Below are 19,838 nucleotides of genomic sequence, written 5' to 3' on the forward strand. Positions count from 1 at the left end.
AGCTACCGCTTATTCACGAAGCCCGCATCGACCGGCAAGGTGATGCCGGTAATATAGCGGGCCTGGTCGGATACCAGCCATGCCACCGCATTGGCGATGTCGTCGGGTTGCAGAATCTCTACCGGCAGCGCGTTGCCCATGTCCGGCGGCGAACCGGACTCTGTGACCAGGGTGGCAAGCCATTGCCGGGTGAACTCGTTGTTGATCATCGGCGTGTCGACACCAGCCGGATGTATCGAATTGACCCGGATGTTGTGCTGTGCAAGCAGATTGGCGTACACGCGCATCAATCCGACCAGCCCGTGCTTGGCGGCGGTGTAGCCGATGGAGCCGGCATCGGCGCTGCCGATGCCGGCCAGTCCCGCGGCCGAACTGATCAGCACAATCGACCCGCCGGTACCCTGGTCGACCATCGTCGATATGGCGACCTCAACGGTGTGGTACACGCCGGTGAGGTTGACGTCGATGACGTCGCGCCAGCCGTCGTCGCCGGACTGCATGGGCGCGATACCCGCGTTGGCCACGACAATGTCGAGCCGGCCGAACTCATCAAGCCCCGCCTGCACAGCGGCCGACAGCGAAGCGCGGTCACGGACGTCGGCCTGTCTTGCCACGATGCGGGCGCCGGTATCCTCGACCAGCTTCACGGTTTCCGCCAGATCGTCAGCGGTGCCCAAGGGATAGGGCACGCTGGCGATCTGCTCGCACACGTCGACCGCGATCACGTTTGCGCCGTCGGCTGCGAGCCGCACCGCGTGGGCGCGGCCCTGGCCGCGCGCGGCGCCGGTAATGAAGGCAACTCGGCCTTCCAGTGGCCGAACCATCAAACGCGAAGCCGTCCTTTGCTGGAGTCGCCGGCGGGAATCGGCTGCAGCATCTTGATGTCGGGTTGTCCGGCTAGGTGCTCGCGGGCCGCGGTAAACATCTTGGCGACCGCGGGGGCGGTGCTATGCACCTTCAGCGCTTCCTCATCGGCCCATTGCTCGACGAAGACGAAGGTTTCGCCGTTTTGGTGCAGCGAGTACAGCTCGCAGCCAGGTTCGCCGTGCACCTCTTCGACCGCGCTGGTCAGGATGTCGCGGACGGTATCGACCGACTCCGGCTTGACGGTCAGGGTGGCGACAACGACGACGGGCATGCAGGGCCTCCTGGGTATGCCGGGGTGATTTTTTCACCCTACTCACGCTTCGGCGGTGACGAGACGCGCGTACCTTCGTTACCAGTGTGGCGGGTGGTGCAGATGATGTACTTGCGACTAGGCTTGCGGGCATGGCTAGTAAGACCGTCGCGCGCTCTGGAACCCGAACGAGCAGGTCAAAGGCCAGTTCGCGGGGTGCATCGCGAAGTGGACGATCAAGTGCACCCCGAAAGCGCGCGAGCCAGCCCGTCAAACGCCCCAGCAGGCCCGCTCGGCGCCGCAATCGATCCGTGCTGGTCGCCGCCGGACTGACCTGCGGCCGGGCCATGCGCGCGACCTGGATGATGGCGGCCAAGGGTACCGGCAGCGCGGCGCGGTCAATCGGGCGAGCCCGCGACATCGAGCCCGGACACCGCCGCGACGGAATCGCGCTGGTGCTGCTGGGAGTTGCCGTCGTTGTCGCGGCGAGTTCGTGGCTCGATGCTGCCCGGCCCGTCGGCGCGTGGGTTGACATGGTGCTGCGCACGTTCGTCGGCTCGGTTGTCGTCTTGCTCCCGCTGGTTGCCGCCGGCGTGGCTGTCGCATTGATGCGAACCCCGCCCAATCCTGACGCGCGGCCACGGCTGATCCTTGGCGCCAGCCTGATCACCCTGTCGGTTCTCGGCCTGCGCCATTTGTGGGCCGGCTCACCCGAAGCCCCTGAGTTGCGCCGCAGCGCAGCGGGTTTCGTTGGCTTCGCTATCGGTGGGCCGCTCTCCGACGGGTTGACCGCATGGATCGCCGCGCCACTGTTGTTCATCGGCGCACTGTTCGGGTTGTTACTGCTGACCGGGATCACCATCCGCGAGGTGCCGGATGCCCTCCGCGGCATGTTCGGCACCCGGATATTCCAGCGCGACGACGACGAGTACGACGGGTACCAGGACTTTGAGGGTGACGACGCGGACACCGTAGAAGTGGCGCGTGAAGACTTTTCCGACGGCTACTACGACGAGGCCATCAATGATGCGCCACCGGCCTGGCCGTCGGCGCAGTCCGCTCCGGGCGTGGACGATGCACCGACCATTCCCGAACCCGCCGTCGCGCGCGCTCGCCGCCGCTCTCGCAAGGAGACCGAGGTCCTGGATCGGGTCGTCGAAGGTCCCTACACGCTGCCGTCGCTGGACCTGCTCATAGCCGGCGACCCACCCAAGAAGCGCAGCGCCGCCAATAACCACATGGCCGGCGCCATTGGGGAGGTGCTCACCCAGTTCAAGGTCGACGCCGCCGTCACCGGCTGCACCCGCGGGCCTACCGTCACCCGCTACGAGGTCGAACTGGGGCCCGGGGTCAAGGTGGAGAAGATCACCGCGCTGCAGAAGAACATCGCCTACGCGGTCGCAACCGAGAGCGTTCGCATGCTCGCCCCGATTCCCGGCAAGTCGGCCGTCGGCATCGAGGTACCCAACACCGACCGGGAAATGGTGCGGTTGGCCGACGTGCTCACCGCACCGAGCACCCGCCGCGACCACCATCCCCTGGTGATCGGGCTGGGCAAGGACATCGAAGGCGACTTCATCTCGGCCAACCTGGCCAAGATGCCGCACCTGCTGGTCGCCGGGTCCACCGGATCGGGCAAGTCCAGCTTCGTCAACTCCATGCTGATTTCGCTGTTGACCCGGGCCACCCCGGAAGAGGTCAGGATGATTCTGATCGACCCCAAGATGGTGGAACTGACGCCGTACGAAGGCATTCCGCATCTGATCACGCCGATCATCACCCAGCCGAAGAAGGCGGCGGCCGCACTGGCCTGGCTGGTCGACGAGATGGAGCAGCGCTACCAGGACATGCAGGCGTCCCGGGTGCGCCATATCGACGACTTCAACGAGAAGGTGCGATCCGGTGCCATCACCGCGCCATTGGGCAGCCAGCGCGAGTACCGGCCCTATCCGTACGTCGTCGCGATCGTCGACGAATTGGCCGATCTCATGATGACCGCGCCGCGCGACGTCGAGGACGCCATCGTGCGGATCACCCAAAAGGCTCGCGCCGCCGGCATCCATTTGGTGCTGGCCACCCAGCGCCCGTCGGTGGACGTGGTGACCGGGCTCATCAAGACCAACGTGCCGTCCCGGCTGGCGTTTGCGACGTCGTCGCTCACCGATAGCCGGGTCATCCTGGATCAGGCGGGCGCGGAAAAGCTGATCGGGATGGGTGACGGGCTGTTCCTGCCGATGGGTGCCAGCAAACCGATCCGGCTGCAGGGCGCCTACATCACCGACGACGAGATTCACGCCGTCGTCACCGCCTGCAAGGACCAGGCCGAACCCGAGTACACCGAGGGCGTCACCACCGCCAAGCCCACCGGGGAACGCACCGACGTCGACCCGGACATCGGCGACGACATGGACGTCTTCCTGCAGGCCGTGGAACTGGTGGTGTCCAGTCAGTTCGGCTCCACTTCGATGCTGCAGCGCAAGCTTCGGGTGGGTTTCGCCAAAGCGGGCCGTCTGATGGATCTGATGGAGACCCGCGGCATCGTGGGGCCGTCGGAGGGGTCCAAGGCGCGCGAGGTTTTGATCAAGCCCGACGAGCTGGCAGGAACGCTGGCGTTGATCCGCGGCGGTGCCGGCAGCTCGGGGGACGAGCCCGAGTAACGCCGAGCAGACACAAAAGCCCCCAATTTCGTGCCGAAATGGGGGCTTTTGTGTCTGCTCGCGGGGTCAAAGCACCAGCAGCATCCGGGAGTTGCCCAGGATGTTCGGCTTGACGTAGCTCAAATCCAGGAATTCGGCGACTCCGATGTCATACGAGCGGCACATCTCCTCGAACACCTCCGCGGTGACCGGGGTGCCCTCGATCTCGGTGAACCCGTGCCGACTGAAGAATTCGGTTTCGAAGGTCAGCACAAACAGCCGCTCTAGCTGCAACTCGCGGGCGACGTCGAGCAGCCTTCTGACGATCGCGTGGCCAATACCGTGGCCGGTCATCGCGGGGTCGACCGCCACGGTGCGGATTTCGCCGAGGTCGGACCACAACACGTGCAGTGCTCCACAACCGACCACTTTGCCGTCGTGTTCGGCGACCCAGAATTCCTGGACGGCTTCATAGAGCGTCACGAGATTCTTTTCCAACAGGATCTTTCCCGCATAGGTGTCGACGAGTTGTTTGATCGCGGGCACATCAGATGTTCGCGCGCGCCGGACCATCGGCCGGTAATCCCGAGGACTTTCGCTCACGTGTGAACAGTATCGACGTCAAGGGGTCGCATGAGCTGGTCAACCCGTTATTCTGTTGCCGTGTCGGGGCAGACTGAAACAGGTCAATTGACAAGCCGCGCCCGTATCGCCAACCTCGCCAATATCCTGACGCTGTTGCGGCTGCTGATGGTTCCGCTTTTTCTGCTCGCCTTGTTCTACGGGGGCGGTCACCACTCCACGGCCCGCATTGTGGCGTGGGCGATATTTGCGGCTGCCTGCATTACCGATCGATTCGACGGCCTGCTGGCCCGCAACTATGGAATGGCGACCGAATTCGGTGCGTTTATCGATCCGATCGCGGACAAGACGCTGATCGGGTCGGCATTGATCGGGTTGTCGATGCTGGGTGACTTGCCCTGGTGGGTCACTGTGCTGATCATGAGCCGCGAACTCGGGGTGACCGTGTTGCGGTTGGCCGTTATCCGCCGGGGCGTAATTCCCGCCAGTTGGGGCGGCAAACTCAAAACCGTGATCCAGGCGGTGGCGATAGGGTTGTTCGTGTTGCCGCTTTCGGGTCCGCTGCACGTGTCGGCAGAGGTAGTGATGGTTGCCGCGATCGTGCTGACCGTGGTCACCGGGGTCGACTATGTTGCATCGACCGTCAGGGAAGTTCGCTGGTCTAGTCGAGGATCTTGATCGAGCGGGAACCAACCCACCGGTGCCGGCGTTGATCTAAGACGTTGGGGTGCCGAACAGGTATGACCGGACGAAGGAGACCACGATGGCGTCATTGGTGCGCGAGGTCATCGGCGACGTGCTGCGCGGAGCCAGGACTTCGCAGGGCCGGACGCTGCGCGAGGTGTCGGATTCAGCGCGGGTGAGCCTCGGTTATCTGTCGGAGGTCGAGCGTGGCCGCAAGGAGCCCTCCAGCGAGCTGCTCAATGCGATTTGCGACGCATTACAGGTCCCGTTGTCACAGATGCTCACCGATGCAGCAGAACGGATGGCGCGTTCGGAGCGCGTGGCCGGTACCACTATTGATGCCAGCACTAAGGTCGTCATCCCCCCGGTCGCATCTCTGGCGGTGGCCTGAGCGTCCCGTCTCGACCAGATAAGCACCATGGGTGGGGAGAATCGCGCTGAACCGTTAAATTGAGCGACAGGGTCATGTGTCCATCCAGCACAAAGAAGCGAAGGCGGAGCTAACTGATGGCCAATCCGTTCGTTAAGGCGTGGAAGTACCTCATGGCGCTGTTCAGCTCCAAGATTGACGAGCACGCCGACCCCAAAGTGCAGATTCAGCAGGCCATTGAGGAAGCGCAGCGCACCCATCAGGCGCTGACCCAACAGGCGGCGCAGGTGATCGGCAACCAGCGGCAGCTGGAGATGCGGCTCAATCGGCAGCTGGCTGACATCGAAAAGCTACAGGTTAACGTCCGTCAGGCGCTGACGTTGGTCGACCAAGCCACCGCCGCCGGAGACACCGCCAAGGCGACGGAGTACAACAACGCCGCCGAAGCGTTCGCCGCCCAGCTAGTGACCGCCGAACAGAGCGTCGAAGACCTCAAGGCGCTGCATGACCAGGCCCTGCAGGCGGCGGCCCAGGCCAAGAAGGCCGTCGAACAGAACGCCATGGTGCTGCAGCAGAAGATCGCGGAGCGCACCAAGCTGCTCAGCCAACTCGAGCAGGCAAAGATGCAAGAGCAGGTCAGCGCCTCGCTGCGGTCGATGAGTGAGCTTGCGGCGCCGGGCAATACCCCAACCCTCGACGAGGTGCGCGACAAGATCGAACGTCGCTACGCCAACGCGTTGGGACAGGCCGAACTCGCACAAAGCTCGGTCCAAGGCCGCATGCTCGAGGTCCAGCAGGCCGGCGTGCAGATGGCCGGGCATTCTCGGCTGGAGCAGATCCGGGCGTCGATGCGCGGCGAAGCGCTGCCAGCCGGCGGCGCTGCCGCTCCCGGAGGCAGCCCGGCCACGCCGGCGCCGGCCACCGAGACCGGTGGGGCTGCCGAGAAGCCGTTCGGTCAGTAGGTCATATGGCGGTGAAGTCATATCAGCGCGGGCAGTGGCGTTCGCTACTGCAGCGTGGATTTGACAGCGCCGCCGACCTGTCCGACTTAGTTGCCCAGAAGATCAGCGCCGCGACCGATCCGCGGGCGCGACAGCTCCGTCGCCGCCGGCGCGCGCTGCGGTGGGCATGGATATTCACCGCGGGGGTCGCGTTCTGGGCGTTGGTGACGGCGGGCCTGGCGGCCTGGGGCTGGTTTGCCTTGCTGCTGCAGATCACCGGTGCCGTCGCGGTCGCCATGGTGATTCCCGCGACCTTGCTGTTCTTCCGCTATTACTGGCTGAAATCAGAACCGCTGCCTGCGCAGCGGCCGACCACTACCCGCCGGCTGCCACCACCGGGTTCGGCCGCGCGACCCGCGATGTACGCGTTGGGCGCTTCCGAACGAGGGTTTTTCTCGTTGCTGGGCGTCATCGAGCGCAGCGCCATGTTGCCCGCCGACGAAATCCGTGACCTGACGGACGCGGCCAAGCGGTCGTCGGCGGCCATGGCGGCCACCGCGACCGAAGTGGTGTCGATGGAACGGGCCGCGCACCACACCGAATCATCGCGTGAGTATCTGGTGCCGACTATCAACGCCTACACCGCCCAATTGGGGGCAGGCGTCCGTCAGTACAACGAAATGGTTACCGCCGCAGCGCAATTGGTGTCGTCGGCCAACGGCGACGGTTTGGCGGGCGCCGCGCAACAGCGCTACCGCGAGGAGCTGGTCGGCGCGACCGATCGGTTGATGGGTTGGGCGCAGGCGTTCGACGACCTCGGCGGGTTACCGAGGGCCATCTAGGGAAGGCCCGATAGTGACGCGCCGCCCGACGTCCCGCGCTACTGGCCGTCCTGGCCGCTCGAGCCGAGCAGCAGCCCGCCGGCGCCACCGGCGCCGACGGCGCCACGCGTCCCACCATTAAAGGCGGTCCCGGCGTTACCGCCGTTACCGCCGCTGCCGATCACCCAGGCGCTGCCGCCGTTACCGCCCCTACCGCTGGTAGCGCCGGCACCGCCCAGCGTTTGACCGCCGTTGCCGCCGTTACCGGCATCGCCGATGAGCCCGGCCTTGCCGCCGGCCCCGCCGTCGCCGCCGTCCTCCCCGAGGCCACCCCCTCCGGCACCGCCGGCACCGCCGTTACCGTAGAACGGTCCGGCGGTCCCGCCGGCCCCGCCGGCCCCGCCTTTCGAACCGCCCCCGCCGTTGCCGCCGGCGCCGCCAGAGCCGGCCAGCCCGCCGGTGCCCCCGTCGCCGCCCTGACCGGCGGTGCCGTTGCGGGACGTGCCTCCTGCACCGCCGCCGCCCCCGTCGCCGTAGAACAAGCCGGCGTTGCCGCCGTTGCCACCGGCGCCGCCATCGCCGGTCGTGTCGTTGCCGCCGCCGGCGCCGCCGGCGCCGCCGGAGCCAAAGAGCGTGCCCCCGTTGCCGCCGATTCCACCGGTGCCGCCGACACCACCGGTGCCGCCGGTGCCGCCGCCTCCGCCGGCCCCGCCGACACCGAACTGCCCGCCGGCGCCGCCAGCGCCGCCGGCGCCGCCCTTGCCCACCGCGGAGCCGGCGGTGGCGTCGCCGCCGTCGCCACCGTGGCCGCCGCCGGGGCCGAACAGCCCGCCGGCGCCGCCGGCCCCGCCTGCGCCGCCAGTGCCATTGAAACCAGGCCCGCCACCGTCGCCGCCGGCTCCACCGGCGCCGCCGGCGGCGAACAGCCCGCCGGCTCCGCCGGCTCCGCCGGCTCCACCGGTGCCGCCGTTGAAGGCCCGGCCGCCGGTGCCGCCGGCTCCTCCGGCGGCGAACAGCCCGCCGGCTCCGCCGGCTCCGCCGGGTGCGGCGGTGATGTTGTTGGCGCCGAGGAAGCTGAAACCGCCATCGCCGCCTGCGCCGGCGGCGCCGAACAACAGGCCGCCGGCCCCGCCGTTTCCGCCGGCCCCGGGAGCGATCGCACGGTTCGCGCCAGCGCCGCCGGTGCCGCCGTTGCCCCACAGCCCGGCCGCCCCGCCGTTACCGCCCCTGCCGCTGGTGTTGGTGCCGCCGGATCCGCCGTTGCCGCCATTGCCCCACAGGATCCCGCCGGCCCCGCCGTCCGCCCCGGTCCCCGCAGCCCCGTTGGCGCCGTTGCCGATCAGCGGGCGTCCCAACGCCGCCAGGAAGGGCGCGTTGATCAGGTCGAAAAGTGGCTGCAGCGGCGACGCGGCGGCGGCCTCGGCGGCCGCATACGAGTTCGTGCCTGCGGTCAAGGCCTGCACAAACTGCTGGTGAAACGCCGCCGCCTGCGTGCTGAGGACCTGATATGCCTGGCCGTGCGCCCCGAACAAGGACGCCACGGCCGCCGACACCTCATCGGCACCCGCGGCCAGGAGCGTGACGGTGGGGGCTGACGCGGCGGCATTGGCCGCGCTCACTGTCGAACCGAGTCTTGCCAAATCCGTTGCCGCCGCAGCCAACAACTCCGGAGTCACGATTACGACTGACATCAGAGACCTCCGAGTACGCCATGTCCACTAGGTCATGCACGTCCAGAGGCCGTGAGCTCAGCTTCGAGACGCGGCAAAACCATCGTAAGACGATCCCGGCACCAAGTACTCGGGTTTACCTCAACAGGTCAGCTGTCAGACGTCACTGCCCCGCACCGGCGTCGAGTCGGGTCGCGGGCCATAGCGATCGATGTACGCCTGGTGGATATGGGCGTCTCGTTGCCGAGTGCGTTCGTCGACGAGCTCGGGGTCGAGGCCGTGCACGCGCAGCATGTGCCGGCGCCAGATCTTGTTGAGCGCGTGCGAGAAGTACACGAATGGAATGAGAATCGGCAGCGTCATGCTCAGGTGGACGTCCAGCGTGGTCGGAATCAGCCAGAACGGAGCGACCACCAGCACGGCCGGAACGAAGACCCGCCTCATCATCCGGAAGGTCGCACCCTTGCCCGCCAGGTCGTTGCGCACCCAGTCCCGCATCGAGTCGGGCAGCCGCCCGCCGCAGCAATAGCGGATGAACTGCGGCGCGTTCGGCTTCGTGCGTGCCTCGCTCATCTACAGCGTCGCCCGCAGTGACGGAATAACAATCCCGACGAGGCCGCGCACCAACCCCTTGAGCATGTCGTAGGCATCCACGTAGTCCCGCCACAGGGTGATCCGCCCGTTGTGCACCTCGAAGATGCCGCACGCCCAGAACTGAATCCGCAGCGGTCCGAGGATCAGCGCGTCGGTGCGCTCGGTGAGTACCGCGGCGCCGTCGGCGGCCACCCGGTGGATCTTCACCTCGAACCCGATGCGGCCCTGCATCTGTCGCAGCAGCCTCGCCGTTCGGCGGCCGCCGCGGATCCTGGACAGTCCCACGTTCTCGTAGACGAGGTTGTCATCGAGTGCCGCGTCTACGGTTTCAAAATCCTCATCCTGCAGGGCGTTCAGGAAACCCTCGACCGTGCGGATGTTGTCAGTGCTGGTCTCGGTCAGCTCGGTCATGGTTGCCAGCCTACGGCCGGGGCGCTGTGGCAGGGTAAGGCGGATGCGCGTCGCCGTGGTCGCCGGGCCGGATCCCGGGCATTCGTTTCCCGCGATCGCGCTGTGCCAACGCTTCCGCGAGGCGGGCGACACGCCCACCCTGTTCACCGGGGTGAAATGGTTGGGGGCCGCCCGCGCGGCCGGGATCGACGCCGTCGAACTGGCCGGGCTGGCGGCCATCGACGACGACGTGGACGCCGGGGCCAGGATCCATCGGCGGGCCGCAGGGATGGCCGTGCTCAATGTGCCGGCGCTGCGCGACCTCGCCCCCGATCTCGTGGTGTCCGACGTCATCACCGCGTGCGGCGGCATGGCCGCCGAATTGCTGGGGATTCCCTGGATTGAACTCAACCCGCATCCGCTGTACCTGCCGTCGAAAGGGCTGCCGCCGATCGGCAGCGGGTTGGCGCCGGGCACCGGTATCCGTGGTCGGGTGAGGGATGCCGCGATGCGGGCGCTTACGGCGCGGTCCTGGCGTGCGGGCCTGCGGCAGCGCGCGGCCGTGCGGGTCGAGATCGGACTGCCGGCCCGCGACCCGGGGCCGCTGCGACGGCTCATCGCCACGTTGCCCGCGTTGGAGGTTCCGCGCCCGGACTGGCCGGCCGAGGCCGTTGTGGTGGGCCCCTTGCACTTCGAGCCGACGGATCAGGTGCTGGACATTCCGCCAGGCTCCGGACCGGTGGTTGTCGTCGCGCCGTCTACCGCACTGACCGGGACCGTCGGTTTGGTCGAACTCACGTTGCAATGTCTGAGGCCGGGCGAGACCCTGCCATCGGGATCGCGGTTGGTGGTTTCGCGGCTGGAGGGGCCGGACCTGGAGCTGCCGCCGTGGGCGGCGGCGGGGCTGGGACGTCAAGACGACTTGCTGACCCATGCCGATTTGGTGATCTGCGGCGGTGGTCATGGGATGGTTGCCAAGACGCTGCTGGCGGGGGTGCCCTTGGTGGTGGTGCCCGGCGGCGGGGATCAGTGGGAGATGGCCAATCGGGTAGCACGTCAGGGCAGTGCGCGGCTGATCCGGCCCGTGACTGCCGACGCGTTGGTGGCTGCGGTTAACGAGGTGCTGTCGTCGCCGCGATACCGAGAGGCCGCGATAACAGCCGCCTCCAGCGTCGGCGGGGTCGCCGATCCGGTGCGGGTGTGTCACGAAGGGTTGGCGTTGGCGGGTTAGCTTGCTGGGTATGTTGGCTGGCGTGCGGCTGACGGAGTTCCACGAGCGGGTCACCCTGCGATTTGGCGCGGCTTATGGCGCGTCGGTGTTGGTCGATCACGTGTTGACGGGCTTCGACGGTCGTACCGCCGCGCAAGCGATAGAGGACGGTGTCGAGCCCCGCGACGTCTGGCGGGCGCTATGCGCCGACTTCGAGGTCCCTCGCGACCAGTGGTGAGCGGCAAAGTTGCGCACTCACCGCAGACTCGGTGGATCAGAGCGGGCAGTCGCCGCATTTGCCGCCGCCAGGGATGCGGTAGAAAAGGCAGCAGCTGCGGCGCTTGAAGTCCAACCCGTCGCTGGTGAGCACACCCGACCCGGCAAGGCAGCCGGTCCCCAGCAGGTCGTTGGTGATCTCGACGATCGGCCGACGCAAGTCCGGCCGCGCCGCAAGCAGGGCGTGTGACGCTCCGACGAGGGCGGAGGCGATGTTGCCGTACAGCAGGCCGGGCGCCGGGTCGATGCGCAGGCCGGCCGCAAAGGGTTCCATATGGTCCTGCACGACTACGCGATACAACAGCTCGGGGGAAGGGGAGACGGGTTCGCCGACGGGCTCGGGCAGTCGGAGCCGCGCTCCGTCATCGGCGCGCTGCAGGTCAGACAGGTCGGGAACGACGCCGCGGCCCAGGACGCAGGCCAGAACGGGTGACCAGAGCCGGGCGGCATGGCCGAGGTGCACCAGGGAGGCGCCGACCCGCAATTCCGTAGTGCGGTACCGCTTGACCGTGGCGTCGATCAGATCCTCATACCCGTCGGCGTAGGACTGGACGACCGGATGCCATCCTGCCGCGTCTCCACCCACGGTGAGCGCGAAAAACCCTCCATAGGAGGAAATTTCGGTCAGTACCGCGGAGATGTCCATGCGCTTTCTGTCAGCTGATATCGAGCGATATTGCCACATGCGGCGTGTCCGACTTGAATCGAACAGGTGTTCGGCTACTGTGGTGATCATTCGGGGATCCGATTTGTCGGTGGCCATCTCTAGTGTCACGGCTAACCGACCGAACCGGTCAACCGAACACCGACTACAGGAGAGGCACCATGACGCAAGCCCCCGACCGTGAGAAGGCTCTCGAGCTGGCGATGGCCCAGATCGAGAAGAGTTACGGCAAAGGATCGGTGATGCGCCTCGGCGACGAGGTACGTCAGCCGATCTCGGTCATTCCGACCGGGTCCATCGCGCTGGACGTCGCCCTGGGCATCGGCGGCCTGCCCCGTGGCCGGGTCGTGGAGATATACGGCCCGGAGTCCTCGGGTAAGACCACCGTGGCGCTGCACGCGGTGGCCAATGCCCAGGCCGCCGGCGGTGTCGCGGCGTTCATCGACGCCGAGCACGCGCTGGATCCGGAGTACGCCAAGAAACTCGGTGTCGACACCGATTCGCTGCTGGTCAGCCAGCCGGACACCGGTGAACAGGCACTCGAGATCGCCGACATGCTGATCCGCTCCGGCGCTCTTGACATCGTGGTCATCGACTCCGTGGCGGCGCTGGTGCCGCGGGCGGAACTCGAAGGCGAGATGGGGGACAGCCACGTGGGCTTGCAAGCCCGGCTGATGAGCCAGGCGCTGCGGAAAATGACTGGCGCGCTGAACAATTCGGGGACCACGGCTATCTTCATCAACCAGCTTCGCGACAAGATCGGCGTGATGTTCGGATGTGGTTCCTGGTACACGAATGTCACGCTGGCCGACGGATCGACTGAAAAGCTTGGCAAGATTGTGAACCAGAAGATGGACGTCGAGGTCTTGTCATACGACTTCGAATCCGGGCAAATCGTGCCGCGCAGGGTGACCAATTGGTTTAACAACGGAAAAACGGAAGAGTTCCTGCACTTCAAAGTCGATCGAGCAGGCAGCGGGACGGGACGTGGTCACGCCAGCTTGGCGATGACTCGTAACCATCTCATCCGAACCCCGGCTGGGTGGCGTGAAGCTGAAGACATAGGTGTCGGCGACCGAGTGATGTTGGCACAGCCACGCCTGCTCAGTGATCAGCAATGGGAAGTCGTTCTGGGTTCGTTGATGGGTGATGGGTGTCTGTCCCTGCCAGTTCGACAGGATTCCGAGAGTGCGCGGCTCCGCATAGGGCACGGAGCCCAGCAGTCGGCATATCTTGATTGGAAAGTCTCTCTGCTAGAGAACATTCCGCACAGTCGCACGGTTAACAGCAAGGGTGCAGTGTTCGCCGACTTCTCCCCGCTTGCGGAACTCCATGAGTTGCGAAGCGCAGTGTATTTGGGTGGTGGAAAAAAGTTTCTCTCGGAGGAGTACCTCAAGGGGCTTACCCCACTCTCCTTAGCGATCTGGTACATGGACGACGGTTCATTCAGCCTCCGCTCCAAAGGCCTGCAGCAGCGCACACAAGGCGGAAGCGGACGAATCGAGATCTGTGTTGAGGCGATGAGTGAGGGTTCGCAAGTGCGCCTCCGTGACTACCTGCGTGACACTCACGGCCTCGATGTAAGACTTCGGAAAGCTGGTGTAGCCGCCAAGACCGTGTTGGTGTTCTCTACAGCAGCCACCGCGAAGTTTCAGGAACTAGTGGCGCCCTACATGGCGCCATGCATGGAGTACAAGCTGTTGCCGCGGTTCCGTGGGCACAGCATAGTGACGCCACAGTTCATCGAACCAACTATGGAGCTGATGCCAGCACGTGTAACCGAGATCGAATCAAAGACTGATTACCCCATCATGAGTCGCTTCGATATCGAGGTTGAGGGTTCGCACAATTATTTCGCCGACGGTGTGATGGTGCATAACTCACCCGAAACGACAACGGGCGGAAAGGCTTTGAAGTTCTACGCATCGGTGCGCATGGACGTGCGGCGGATCGAGACGCTCAAGGACGGTACCAATGCGGTCGGCAACCGCACCCGCGTCAAGATCGTCAAGAACAAGGTGTCGCCGCCGTTCAAGCAGGCCGAGTTCGACATCCTCTACGGCAAGGGCATCAGCAGGGAAGGCTCGCTGATCGACATGGGTGTGGACCAGGGCTTTATCCGCAAGTCCGGGGCCTGGTTCACCTACGAGGGCGAGCAGCTCGGCCAGGGCAAGGAGAATGCCCGCAACTTCTTGACGGAGAACGCCGACATCGCTAACGAGATCGAGAAGAAGATCAAGGAAAAGCTTGGCATTGGTGCAGTGGTGACCGATGACGACGTCCTGCCCGCCCCCGTCGACTTCTGAGCCGTCTCGCGAGGAGCTGGCGCGGGCATTCTGCCTGCGCCTGCTCACCGCGCGAGCACGGACCAGGGCCGAGCTCGCAGGCCAGTTGGCAAAGCGGGGGTACCCCGACGATATCAGTAACCGGGTCTTGGATCGGCTGACCACCGTTGGGTTAGTAGACGACACCGACTTCGCCGAACAGTGGGTGCAGTCCCGGCGCGCGAATGCGGGAAAGAGCAAGCGCGCGCTGGCCGCTGAGCTGCATACCAAAGGTGTCGACGACGACGTGATCACCGCGGTGCTGGGCGGGATCGACGCCGGGGCCGAGCGGGCGCGGGCCGAGCAGCTGGTACGGGCCCGATTGCGCCGGGAGACGCTAGCGGACGAAGCGCGGATGTGTCGCCGGCTGGTGGCGATGCTGGCCCGGCGTGGGTACAGCCAGACCACTGCATGTGAGGTGGTGGTCGCCGAGCTGGCCGCCGAACGGGAGCGCCGGCGGGTCTAGGCTGTCGAGGCTGACTCGGCCCGACGGGGTCAGTCGCCGTACCATGGCCGACGTGACTTCGATGGTGGCGCGACACGCCCAGGCTTCGCCTGCTGCACAGGCGGAGTCGGCGCGCACCTACCAGGTCCGTACCTACGGCTGTCAGATGAACGTCCACGATTCCGAGCGGCTGGCCGGCCTGCTGGAAGCGGCCGGCTACCAGCGCGCGGTCGACGGCGTCGACGCCGACGTGGTGGTCTTCAACACCTGCGCCGTCCGCGAAAACGCCGACAACAAGCTGTACGGCAACCTCAGCCACCTGGTCCCGCGTAAGCGCAGCAACCCGGACATGCAGATCGCGGTCGGTGGTTGCCTCGCCCAGAAGGACCGAGAGGCCGTGCTGCGCAAGGCGCCATGGGTCGACGTCGTCTTCGGCACTCACAACATCGGGTCGCTGCCGACCCTGCTCGACCGGGCTCGGCACAATAAGGTTGCCCAAGTGGAGATCGCCGAGGCGTTGCAGCAGTTTCCGTCGTCCCTGCCCAGCGCCCGCGAATCCGCTTATGCCGCTTGGGTTTCCATCTCGGTCGGCTGCAACAACAGCTGCACCTTTTGCATTGTCCCGTCGCTGCGTGGCAAAGAGGTTGACCGCAGTCCGGCCGACATCCTGGCCGAGGTGCGGTCTTTGGTGGACGAAGGCGTGCTCGAAGTCACTCTGCTGGGCCAAAATGTCAATGCCTATGGGGTCTCGTTTGCCGACCCGGCCCTGCCTCGCAATCGGGGGGCCTTCGCCGAGCTGCTGCGCGCCTGCGGCCACATCGACGGACTGGAGCGGGTCCGGTTCACCTCCCCACACCCGGCCGAGTTCACCGACGATGTCATCGAGGCGATGGCAGCCACGCCGAACGTGTGCCCCGCACTGCACATGCCGCTGCAGTCCGGATCGGACCGGATCCTGCGCGTAATGCGGCGGTCCTATCGCGCCGAGCGCTATCTGGGCATCATCGATCGGGTGCGGGCGGCGATGCCACACGCCGCCATCACCACCGATCTGATCGTGGGCTTTCCAGGCGAGATCGAGGAGGACTTCGCGGCGACCCTCGACGTGGTGGCGCGGGCCCGGTTCGCGGCCGCGTTCACCTTCCAGTACTCCAAGCGGCCTGGGACCCCGGCCGCCGAACTCGATGGGCAGTTGCCGAAAGCCGTTGTGCAGGAACGCTATGAACGACTGGTCGAGCTGCAGGAGAAGATCTCCTTGCAGGCCAACCATGCCCTTATCGGGCAGACCGTCGAACTGCTCGTCGCGACCGGCGAAGGACGCAAGGACACCCGCACGTCGCGCATGACCGGACGGGCGCGCGACGGTCGATTGGTCCATTTCACGCCAGGCGATCAGCAGGTGCGTCCAGGCGACATCATCACCACGACGGTCACCGACGCCGCGCCACACCATCTGATCGCGGACGCCGGCATCCTGACCCACCGCCGCACCCGTGCCGGCGACGCGCACGCGGCAGGGCAGCGCCCGCGCGGCGTCGGTCTGGGTATGCCCAGCGTCGGACAACCCGTCCCCGCCGTCGCACCCGCCGGATGCGGAAATTGAACGGAGAACAGGACTTGGCGGATTTCCGGGATTTCAACGCCTTCCGGGATGAAATCGAGGCGGCAGAGCGCCGGGTTGCTCGTGAGATCGATCCCGGTGCCAGGGCTCTCGTTGTCGCGATCCTGGTGTTTGTGCTGCTGGGCTCGTTTGTCCTGCCGCACACCGGCAGCGTTCGGGGATGGGACGTGCTGTTTGGCACTCACGGCGCCGCCGCGGCCGCCGTGGCGCTACCGTCGCGGGTCTTTGTTTGGCTGGCGCTGGTGTTCAGCGTTGGCTTCTCGATGTTGGCGTTGATGACGCGGCGGTGGGCGCTGGCCTGGGTGGCGCTGGTGGGTTCCGCGCTGGCCAGTGGCACCGGGCTGCTGGCCGTGTGGTCGCGCCAGACCGTGGCCGTCGGTCATCCCGGTCCGGGTGCGGGGCTCGTCGTGTCGTGGATCACCGTGATGGTGTTGACGTTTCACTGGGCCCGGGTGGTGTGGTCGCGCACCATCGTGCAGCTCGCGGCCGAGGAACAGCGCCGTCGTGCCGTCGCGGAGCGACAGTCCCAGACGCTGCTGGATAGCCTGGATGCCCCTGATACGCCGGAAACCGGCCCGGAGGCCGGTACCGCCACTGACCAAGACGACGATCGCTAGGGCCTGCGGGTCAGGGGCGTCAGGGCCTGCGGGTCAGGGCGTCAGGGCCGGGTCAGGGCGTCAGGGCCTGCGAGTCAGGGCGTCAGCGGCCGCTTCAGCCCACTGGTGCCACTGTTCGGCGTTCGCCTTTGCCTCTTCGGCTTCCTTGGTCCTGCCGGCGGCGGCGGCCTTTTCGGCCTGGTGTTCGAACTGTTCGGCCCGGGCCCGGAATTGCTCGGCGCGGGCCTGCGCCTGCGGGTCGGACCAATCCGATTCGCCCGCGTCGCGCACCTTCTTCTCGACCGCACGCAATCGCCGTTCCAACTCGGCGGATCGCTCCCGTGGCACCTTGCCGATTGCGTCCCACTTCTCGGCGATAGACCGCAGCGCCGCTCGGGCGGCGTCGTGATTGCTGGAGTCGAGTTTTTCCGCCTCGGCAAGCAGCGCCTCCTTGGCAGCGGCATTGGCCCGCAACTCCGCGTCCTTCTCCGCGGTGGCCGCGTTGCGGGCGGTGAAGAACACGTCCTGGGCGGCCTTGAAACGGCGCCACAGGGCATCGTCCACATCTCTGCTCGCTCGTCCGGCCGCCTTCCATTCGGCAAGCAGCTTGCGAAATTCCGCGCTGGTAGCGGTCCAGTCCGTCGATTCGGACAACTCTTCGGCGCGCTTGCAGAGCCGTTCCTTGGACTGCCGGACACCCGACCGCTCGCGGTCCAGTTCCGCAAAGTGCGATCCACGCCGCCGATTGAACGTTTCCCGGGCAGCGGAATAACGCTTCCACAGCGCGTCGTCGACCTTGCGGTCCAAACCGCTGATCGTTTTCCACTCGTCCAGAATCGCTCGCAGCCGGTCACCGGCGATCTTCCATTGCGTCGAATTGGCGGCCAGCTCCTCGGCCTCGGCCGCCAACGCCTCCTTGCGGGCGGTCTGAGCGGCTCGGTGCTCCTCTCGTTTGGAGCGATCCGCGGCGGCAATGGCATCGGCGTGCTCGCGCAGGGTGCGCAACCGGTTTGCGAGTGCGTCGACGTCGCCCAGCACGCATGCGGTTGGCAGCGTGTCGGCCAGCGCTATGGCGTTAGCTCTGATCTTGCGGGCATCGCCGGTCCCCGACGCCAACCGCTCCTCCATCAGCGTGACCTCGGTGCTCAGGTCGTCGAATCGTCTCCCGAAATGTGCAAACGCGGCTTCGGGGTCGCCAGCCTGCCAGGAGCCGACGACGCGCTCACCGGCGGCGCTGATCAGCCATACCGTGCCGTCGTCGTCGACACGCCCGAACCGGTGTGGGTCGCTGGACACCGGTGTGGCCACCGGGTGGGACGTGGGTCGTGGCATTGGCCGGGGCCCGGGACGCGGTCCCGGACGTGGTGCCGCCCCGGAAGGGCGGCCCGACACCGCCCCCTGGACCGGACCGGATGGCTCGCTGATCCGGGTTTCGTCAGCCATCATGCGCTCGTCACCTACCCTTCGCGCGGTCGATATCCCGCGCATCTGCCGCGCGAAGCGGCACCTCTACGGTCGGCAGGTCTGCTGCGGCTCAACGCCGTCGTCAGGTTCTCCCAACCGGTTCCCACAGTATTCAAACAGCTCGCAACTTTGTGCGCCGCTACTATCGCGGGTACTTTTCACCGGCCGATGAGCTAGGCGGGTCTTCGGCTGGGCCTCGTTGGTGTTGCTCATAGAGCAGAAATTCCCGGTGTGGCTTAACCAGCGCACACGAGTCATTATTGAACAACTGCCTAACTTCAGGTTTACGCGACTGCTCCCGGGCCGGATGTCGGAGGAAGATCAGCCATGGCCAACGTTGGGGTCGCGACGCTGCTCGCACTGGCGGCGGCGCTGCTCGCTGGCATCGGATATGTGGTCCTGCAGCGGTCGGCGCAACAGGTCACCAGCGAGGAGGTCGGCCACTTCACGCTGTTCCACCTCTCACTGCGGCACCTCCAGTGGTGGTTGGGCAGTATCGCGGCACTCCTGAGCTTCACGCTGCAGGCCGTCGCGCTGACCATGGGGTCCGTGGTGTTGGTCCAATCGCTGCAGGCCACGGCCCTGCTGTTCGCATTGCCGATCGACGCCCGCCTGGCTCATCACCGGTGTACGGCCAGGGAGTGGATGTGGGCGGTGCTGCTTGCCGGCGCGGTGGCGGTCATTGTCATGGCCGGCGACCCTTCGGCCGGCCATTCCCGGGCGCCATGGTCGACATGGGCCGTCGTCGCCGTGGTGCTGATTCCGGCTCTGTTCGTCTGCGTGGTGGGGGCACGGATGACTTCGGGTCCGCTGTCAGCGGTGCTGCTGGCAGTGGCATCGGCGGCAACGCTGGCGGTGTTCACGGTGTTGACCAAGGCAGTCGTGGCCGAACTCGGCAAGGGTTTGCCGACACTGATCCGCAGCCCCGAGTTGTATGCCTGGATCGTGGTGCTGCCGATCGGGCTGATGTTTCAGCAGTCATCGTTGCGCGCGGGCGCGCTGACCGCGTCGTTGCCGACGATAACGGTGGCCAGGCCGTTGATCGCGTCGGTGCTCGGGATCACCGTGCTCGGCGAGGTGGTGCACACCGGCGAGGGACAGGTATTGACGTTGCTGGCTGCTGTGGCAGTGGTAGCCGTCGCTACCGTGGCCCTGGTCCACGACGAGGCCGCCATGATGGCCACCCGTACCGACACAGTGGAAGTCACCGGCCAGCTTGCAGTGCCATAGCGGACGCCACGCCGTGGCGCTCGGGTAACGAATCGGGATCGGTGCCGGCGGGTAAGCGCGGTGACCGCCGGTAGCCGGGTACCTTGGAACGGTTGCTGCCTGGGGGGTTAGGCATTAGGCGTGCTCACAGCTATCGCATAGCTTGCTACAGGCGCTGCATAGGTTGATCGGGAACTATCGAGGGGATTCGCGAACGGGTCAAC

General features: G+C 66.3%; 20 protein-coding genes. 12 read left to right on the forward strand and 8 right to left on the reverse strand.

The features are described 5' to 3' along the window. Positions 1 to 2: 2 nt before the first annotated feature. Both AADZ78_RS09285 and AADZ78_RS09290 read right to left on the reverse strand, forming a co-directional pair. Complete coding sequence (locus tag AADZ78_RS09285; protein WP_139828477.1) at positions 3 to 827, reverse strand: mycofactocin-coupled SDR family oxidoreductase; 825 nt, start codon at positions 825 to 827, stop codon at positions 3 to 5. Continuing rightward, complete coding sequence (locus AADZ78_RS09290) at positions 824 to 1,138, reverse strand: putative quinol monooxygenase (RefSeq protein WP_085248627.1); 315 nt, start codon at positions 1,136 to 1,138, stop codon at positions 824 to 826. The genes AADZ78_RS09285 and AADZ78_RS09290 overlap by 4 nt, the downstream gene beginning before the upstream one ends. A 131-nt stretch (positions 1,139 to 1,269) precedes the next feature. On the opposite strand from AADZ78_RS09290, the gene AADZ78_RS09295 reads away from it, so the two are divergent. Beyond that, positions 1,270 to 3,774, forward strand: a complete 2,505-nt coding sequence (locus tag AADZ78_RS09295) for an FtsK/SpoIIIE family DNA translocase (protein ID WP_085248629.1) — start codon at positions 1,270 to 1,272, stop codon at positions 3,772 to 3,774. Between the two features lie 66 nt (positions 3,775 to 3,840). On the opposite strand, the gene AADZ78_RS09300 is transcribed toward AADZ78_RS09295, so the two are convergent. After that, on the reverse strand, positions 3,841 to 4,356 hold the full coding sequence (locus AADZ78_RS09300) for an amino-acid N-acetyltransferase (protein ID WP_139828479.1): 516 nt from the start codon (positions 4,354 to 4,356) through the stop codon (positions 3,841 to 3,843). Between the two features lie 60 nt (positions 4,357 to 4,416). Between AADZ78_RS09300 and pgsA the strand changes: the two genes are divergently transcribed. The 4 genes from pgsA to pspM all read left to right on the forward strand — a co-directional run bounded on the left by pgsA (position 4,417) and on the right by pspM (position 7,172). Continuing rightward, positions 4,417 to 5,013: a CDP-diacylglycerol--glycerol-3-phosphate 3-phosphatidyltransferase gene (pgsA, locus tag AADZ78_RS09305; protein WP_204080642.1), complete on the forward strand. Its 597-nt coding sequence runs from the start codon at positions 4,417 to 4,419 to the stop codon at positions 5,011 to 5,013. Positions 5,014 to 5,098: 85 nt separating this feature from the next. Further along, positions 5,099 to 5,410 (forward strand): transcriptional regulator ClgR, encoded by a 312-nt coding sequence (gene clgR / locus AADZ78_RS09310; RefSeq protein ID WP_085248885.1) that lies wholly within the window; start codon positions 5,099 to 5,101, stop codon positions 5,408 to 5,410. 116 nt (positions 5,411 to 5,526) lie between these two features. After that, entirely contained in the window at positions 5,527 to 6,351 is an 825-nt protein-coding gene (pspA, locus tag AADZ78_RS09315) for a phage shock protein PspA (protein WP_085248635.1), read from the forward strand. 5 nt (positions 6,352 to 6,356) lie between these two features. Continuing rightward, the gene (pspM, locus tag AADZ78_RS09320; protein ID WP_085248637.1) at positions 6,357 to 7,172 is read left to right on the forward strand and encodes a phage shock envelope stress response protein PspM; all 816 of its coding nucleotides are present in this window, start codon (positions 6,357 to 6,359) and stop codon (positions 7,170 to 7,172) included. 38 nt (positions 7,173 to 7,210) lie between these two features. On the opposite strand, the gene AADZ78_RS09325 is transcribed toward pspM, so the two are convergent. From AADZ78_RS09325 to AADZ78_RS09335, 3 genes are all read right to left on the reverse strand, one after another. Beyond that, on the reverse strand, positions 7,211 to 8,842 hold the full coding sequence (locus AADZ78_RS09325) for a PE family protein (protein WP_085248639.1): 1,632 nt from the start codon (positions 8,840 to 8,842) through the stop codon (positions 7,211 to 7,213). 135 nt (positions 8,843 to 8,977) lie between these two features. Beyond that, on the reverse strand, positions 8,978 to 9,394 hold the full coding sequence (locus tag AADZ78_RS09330) for a DUF5313 domain-containing protein (protein WP_085248641.1): 417 nt from the start codon (positions 9,392 to 9,394) through the stop codon (positions 8,978 to 8,980). Beyond that, positions 9,395 to 9,826 carry a limonene-1,2-epoxide hydrolase family protein gene (locus AADZ78_RS09335; protein ID WP_085248643.1) on the reverse strand — a complete coding sequence of 144 codons (432 nt, stop codon included), beginning with the start codon at positions 9,824 to 9,826 and terminating at the stop codon, positions 9,395 to 9,397. Positions 9,827 to 9,869: 43 nt separating this feature from the next. On the opposite strand from AADZ78_RS09335, the gene AADZ78_RS09340 reads away from it, so the two are divergent. Further along, positions 9,870 to 11,036, forward strand: a complete 1,167-nt coding sequence (locus AADZ78_RS09340) for a glycosyltransferase (RefSeq protein WP_085248645.1) — start codon at positions 9,870 to 9,872, stop codon at positions 11,034 to 11,036. 22 nt (positions 11,037 to 11,058) lie between these two features. Beyond that, positions 11,059 to 11,253, forward strand: coding sequence for a DUF3046 domain-containing protein (locus tag AADZ78_RS09345; RefSeq protein WP_420847862.1), 195 nt, complete (start codon positions 11,059 to 11,061; stop codon positions 11,251 to 11,253). A 36-nt stretch (positions 11,254 to 11,289) separates the two neighbouring features. Here the strand turns inward: AADZ78_RS09345 and AADZ78_RS09350 are convergent, their stop codons facing one another. Next, positions 11,290 to 11,937, reverse strand: a complete 648-nt coding sequence (locus AADZ78_RS09350) for a (2Fe-2S)-binding protein (RefSeq protein ID WP_085248887.1) — start codon at positions 11,935 to 11,937, stop codon at positions 11,290 to 11,292. A gap of 179 nt (positions 11,938 to 12,116) precedes the next feature. On the opposite strand from AADZ78_RS09350, the gene recA reads away from it, so the two are divergent. The 4 genes from recA to AADZ78_RS09370 all read left to right on the forward strand — a co-directional run bounded on the left by recA (position 12,117) and on the right by AADZ78_RS09370 (position 16,962). Continuing rightward, positions 12,117 to 14,261: an intein-containing recombinase RecA gene (gene recA, locus AADZ78_RS09355; protein WP_085248886.1), complete on the forward strand. Its 2,145-nt coding sequence runs from the start codon at positions 12,117 to 12,119 to the stop codon at positions 14,259 to 14,261. Then, entirely contained in the window at positions 14,227 to 14,745 is a 519-nt protein-coding gene (recX, locus tag AADZ78_RS09360) for a recombination regulator RecX (protein ID WP_085248648.1), read from the forward strand. The genes recA and recX overlap by 35 nt, the downstream gene beginning before the upstream one ends. A 61-nt stretch (positions 14,746 to 14,806) precedes the next feature. Further along, positions 14,807 to 16,327, forward strand: a complete 1,521-nt coding sequence (miaB, locus tag AADZ78_RS09365) for a tRNA (N6-isopentenyl adenosine(37)-C2)-methylthiotransferase MiaB (protein WP_085248888.1) — start codon at positions 14,807 to 14,809, stop codon at positions 16,325 to 16,327. Then, a complete protein-coding gene (locus AADZ78_RS09370) occupies positions 16,315 to 16,962 on the forward strand; it encodes a hypothetical protein (protein ID WP_085248649.1) in 648 nt (215 codons plus the stop codon). The genes miaB and AADZ78_RS09370 overlap by 13 nt, the downstream gene beginning before the upstream one ends. Before the next feature lie 60 nt (positions 16,963 to 17,022). On the opposite strand, the gene AADZ78_RS09375 is transcribed toward AADZ78_RS09370, so the two are convergent. Next, positions 17,023 to 18,387 carry a DUF349 domain-containing protein gene (locus AADZ78_RS09375; protein ID WP_085248651.1) on the reverse strand — a complete coding sequence of 455 codons (1,365 nt, stop codon included), beginning with the start codon at positions 18,385 to 18,387 and terminating at the stop codon, positions 17,023 to 17,025. A gap of 345 nt (positions 18,388 to 18,732) precedes the next feature. Here AADZ78_RS09375 and AADZ78_RS09380 point away from each other — a divergent pair, with 345 nt between their 5' ends. Then, the gene (locus AADZ78_RS09380; RefSeq protein ID WP_085248654.1) at positions 18,733 to 19,635 is read left to right on the forward strand and encodes a DMT family transporter; all 903 of its coding nucleotides are present in this window, start codon (positions 18,733 to 18,735) and stop codon (positions 19,633 to 19,635) included. Positions 19,636 to 19,838: the final 203 nt, after the last annotated feature.

It is taken from the genome of Mycobacterium riyadhense (assembly GCF_963853645.1).
Lineage (GTDB): Bacteria > Actinomycetota > Actinomycetes > Mycobacteriales > Mycobacteriaceae > Mycobacterium > Mycobacterium riyadhense.

What these genes read in the sequence shown, in the direction of transcription:
- AADZ78_RS09330 (WP_085248641.1), bottom strand. Translation starts at nt 9,394, where the DNA reads ATGAGCGAGGCACGCACGAAGCCGAACGCGCCGCAGTTCATCCGCTAT.
- AADZ78_RS09370 (WP_085248649.1), top strand. Translation starts at nt 16,315, where the DNA reads ATGCGGAAATTGAACGGAGAACAGGACTTGGCGGATTTCCGGGATTTC.
- AADZ78_RS09325 (WP_085248639.1), bottom strand. Translation starts at nt 8,842, where the DNA reads ATGTCAGTCGTAATCGTGACTCCGGAGTTGTTGGCTGCGGCGGCAACG.
- AADZ78_RS09335 (WP_085248643.1), bottom strand. Translation starts at nt 9,826, where the DNA reads ATGACCGAGCTGACCGAGACCAGCACTGACAACATCCGCACGGTCGAG.
- AADZ78_RS09350 (WP_085248887.1), bottom strand. Translation starts at nt 11,937, where the DNA reads ATGGACATCTCCGCGGTACTGACCGAAATTTCCTCCTATGGAGGGTTT.
- recA (WP_085248886.1), top strand. Translation starts at nt 12,117, where the DNA reads ATGACGCAAGCCCCCGACCGTGAGAAGGCTCTCGAGCTGGCGATGGCC.
- recX (WP_085248648.1), top strand. Translation starts at nt 14,227, where the DNA reads ATGACGACGTCCTGCCCGCCCCCGTCGACTTCTGAGCCGTCTCGCGAG.
- AADZ78_RS09290 (WP_085248627.1), bottom strand. Translation starts at nt 1,138, where the DNA reads ATGCCCGTCGTCGTTGTCGCCACCCTGACCGTCAAGCCGGAGTCGGTC.
- AADZ78_RS09380 (WP_085248654.1), top strand. Translation starts at nt 18,733, where the DNA reads ATGGCCAACGTTGGGGTCGCGACGCTGCTCGCACTGGCGGCGGCGCTG.
- AADZ78_RS09375 (WP_085248651.1), bottom strand. Translation starts at nt 18,387, where the DNA reads ATGATGGCTGACGAAACCCGGATCAGCGAGCCATCCGGTCCGGTCCAG.
- AADZ78_RS09340 (WP_085248645.1), top strand. Translation starts at nt 9,870, where the DNA reads ATGCGCGTCGCCGTGGTCGCCGGGCCGGATCCCGGGCATTCGTTTCCC.
- clgR (WP_085248885.1), top strand. Translation starts at nt 5,099, where the DNA reads ATGGCGTCATTGGTGCGCGAGGTCATCGGCGACGTGCTGCGCGGAGCC.
- pspA (WP_085248635.1), top strand. Translation starts at nt 5,527, where the DNA reads ATGGCCAATCCGTTCGTTAAGGCGTGGAAGTACCTCATGGCGCTGTTC.
- AADZ78_RS09295 (WP_085248629.1), top strand. Translation starts at nt 1,270, where the DNA reads ATGGCTAGTAAGACCGTCGCGCGCTCTGGAACCCGAACGAGCAGGTCA.
- pspM (WP_085248637.1), top strand. Translation starts at nt 6,357, where the DNA reads ATGGCGGTGAAGTCATATCAGCGCGGGCAGTGGCGTTCGCTACTGCAG.
- miaB (WP_085248888.1), top strand. Translation starts at nt 14,807, where the DNA reads ATGGTGGCGCGACACGCCCAGGCTTCGCCTGCTGCACAGGCGGAGTCG.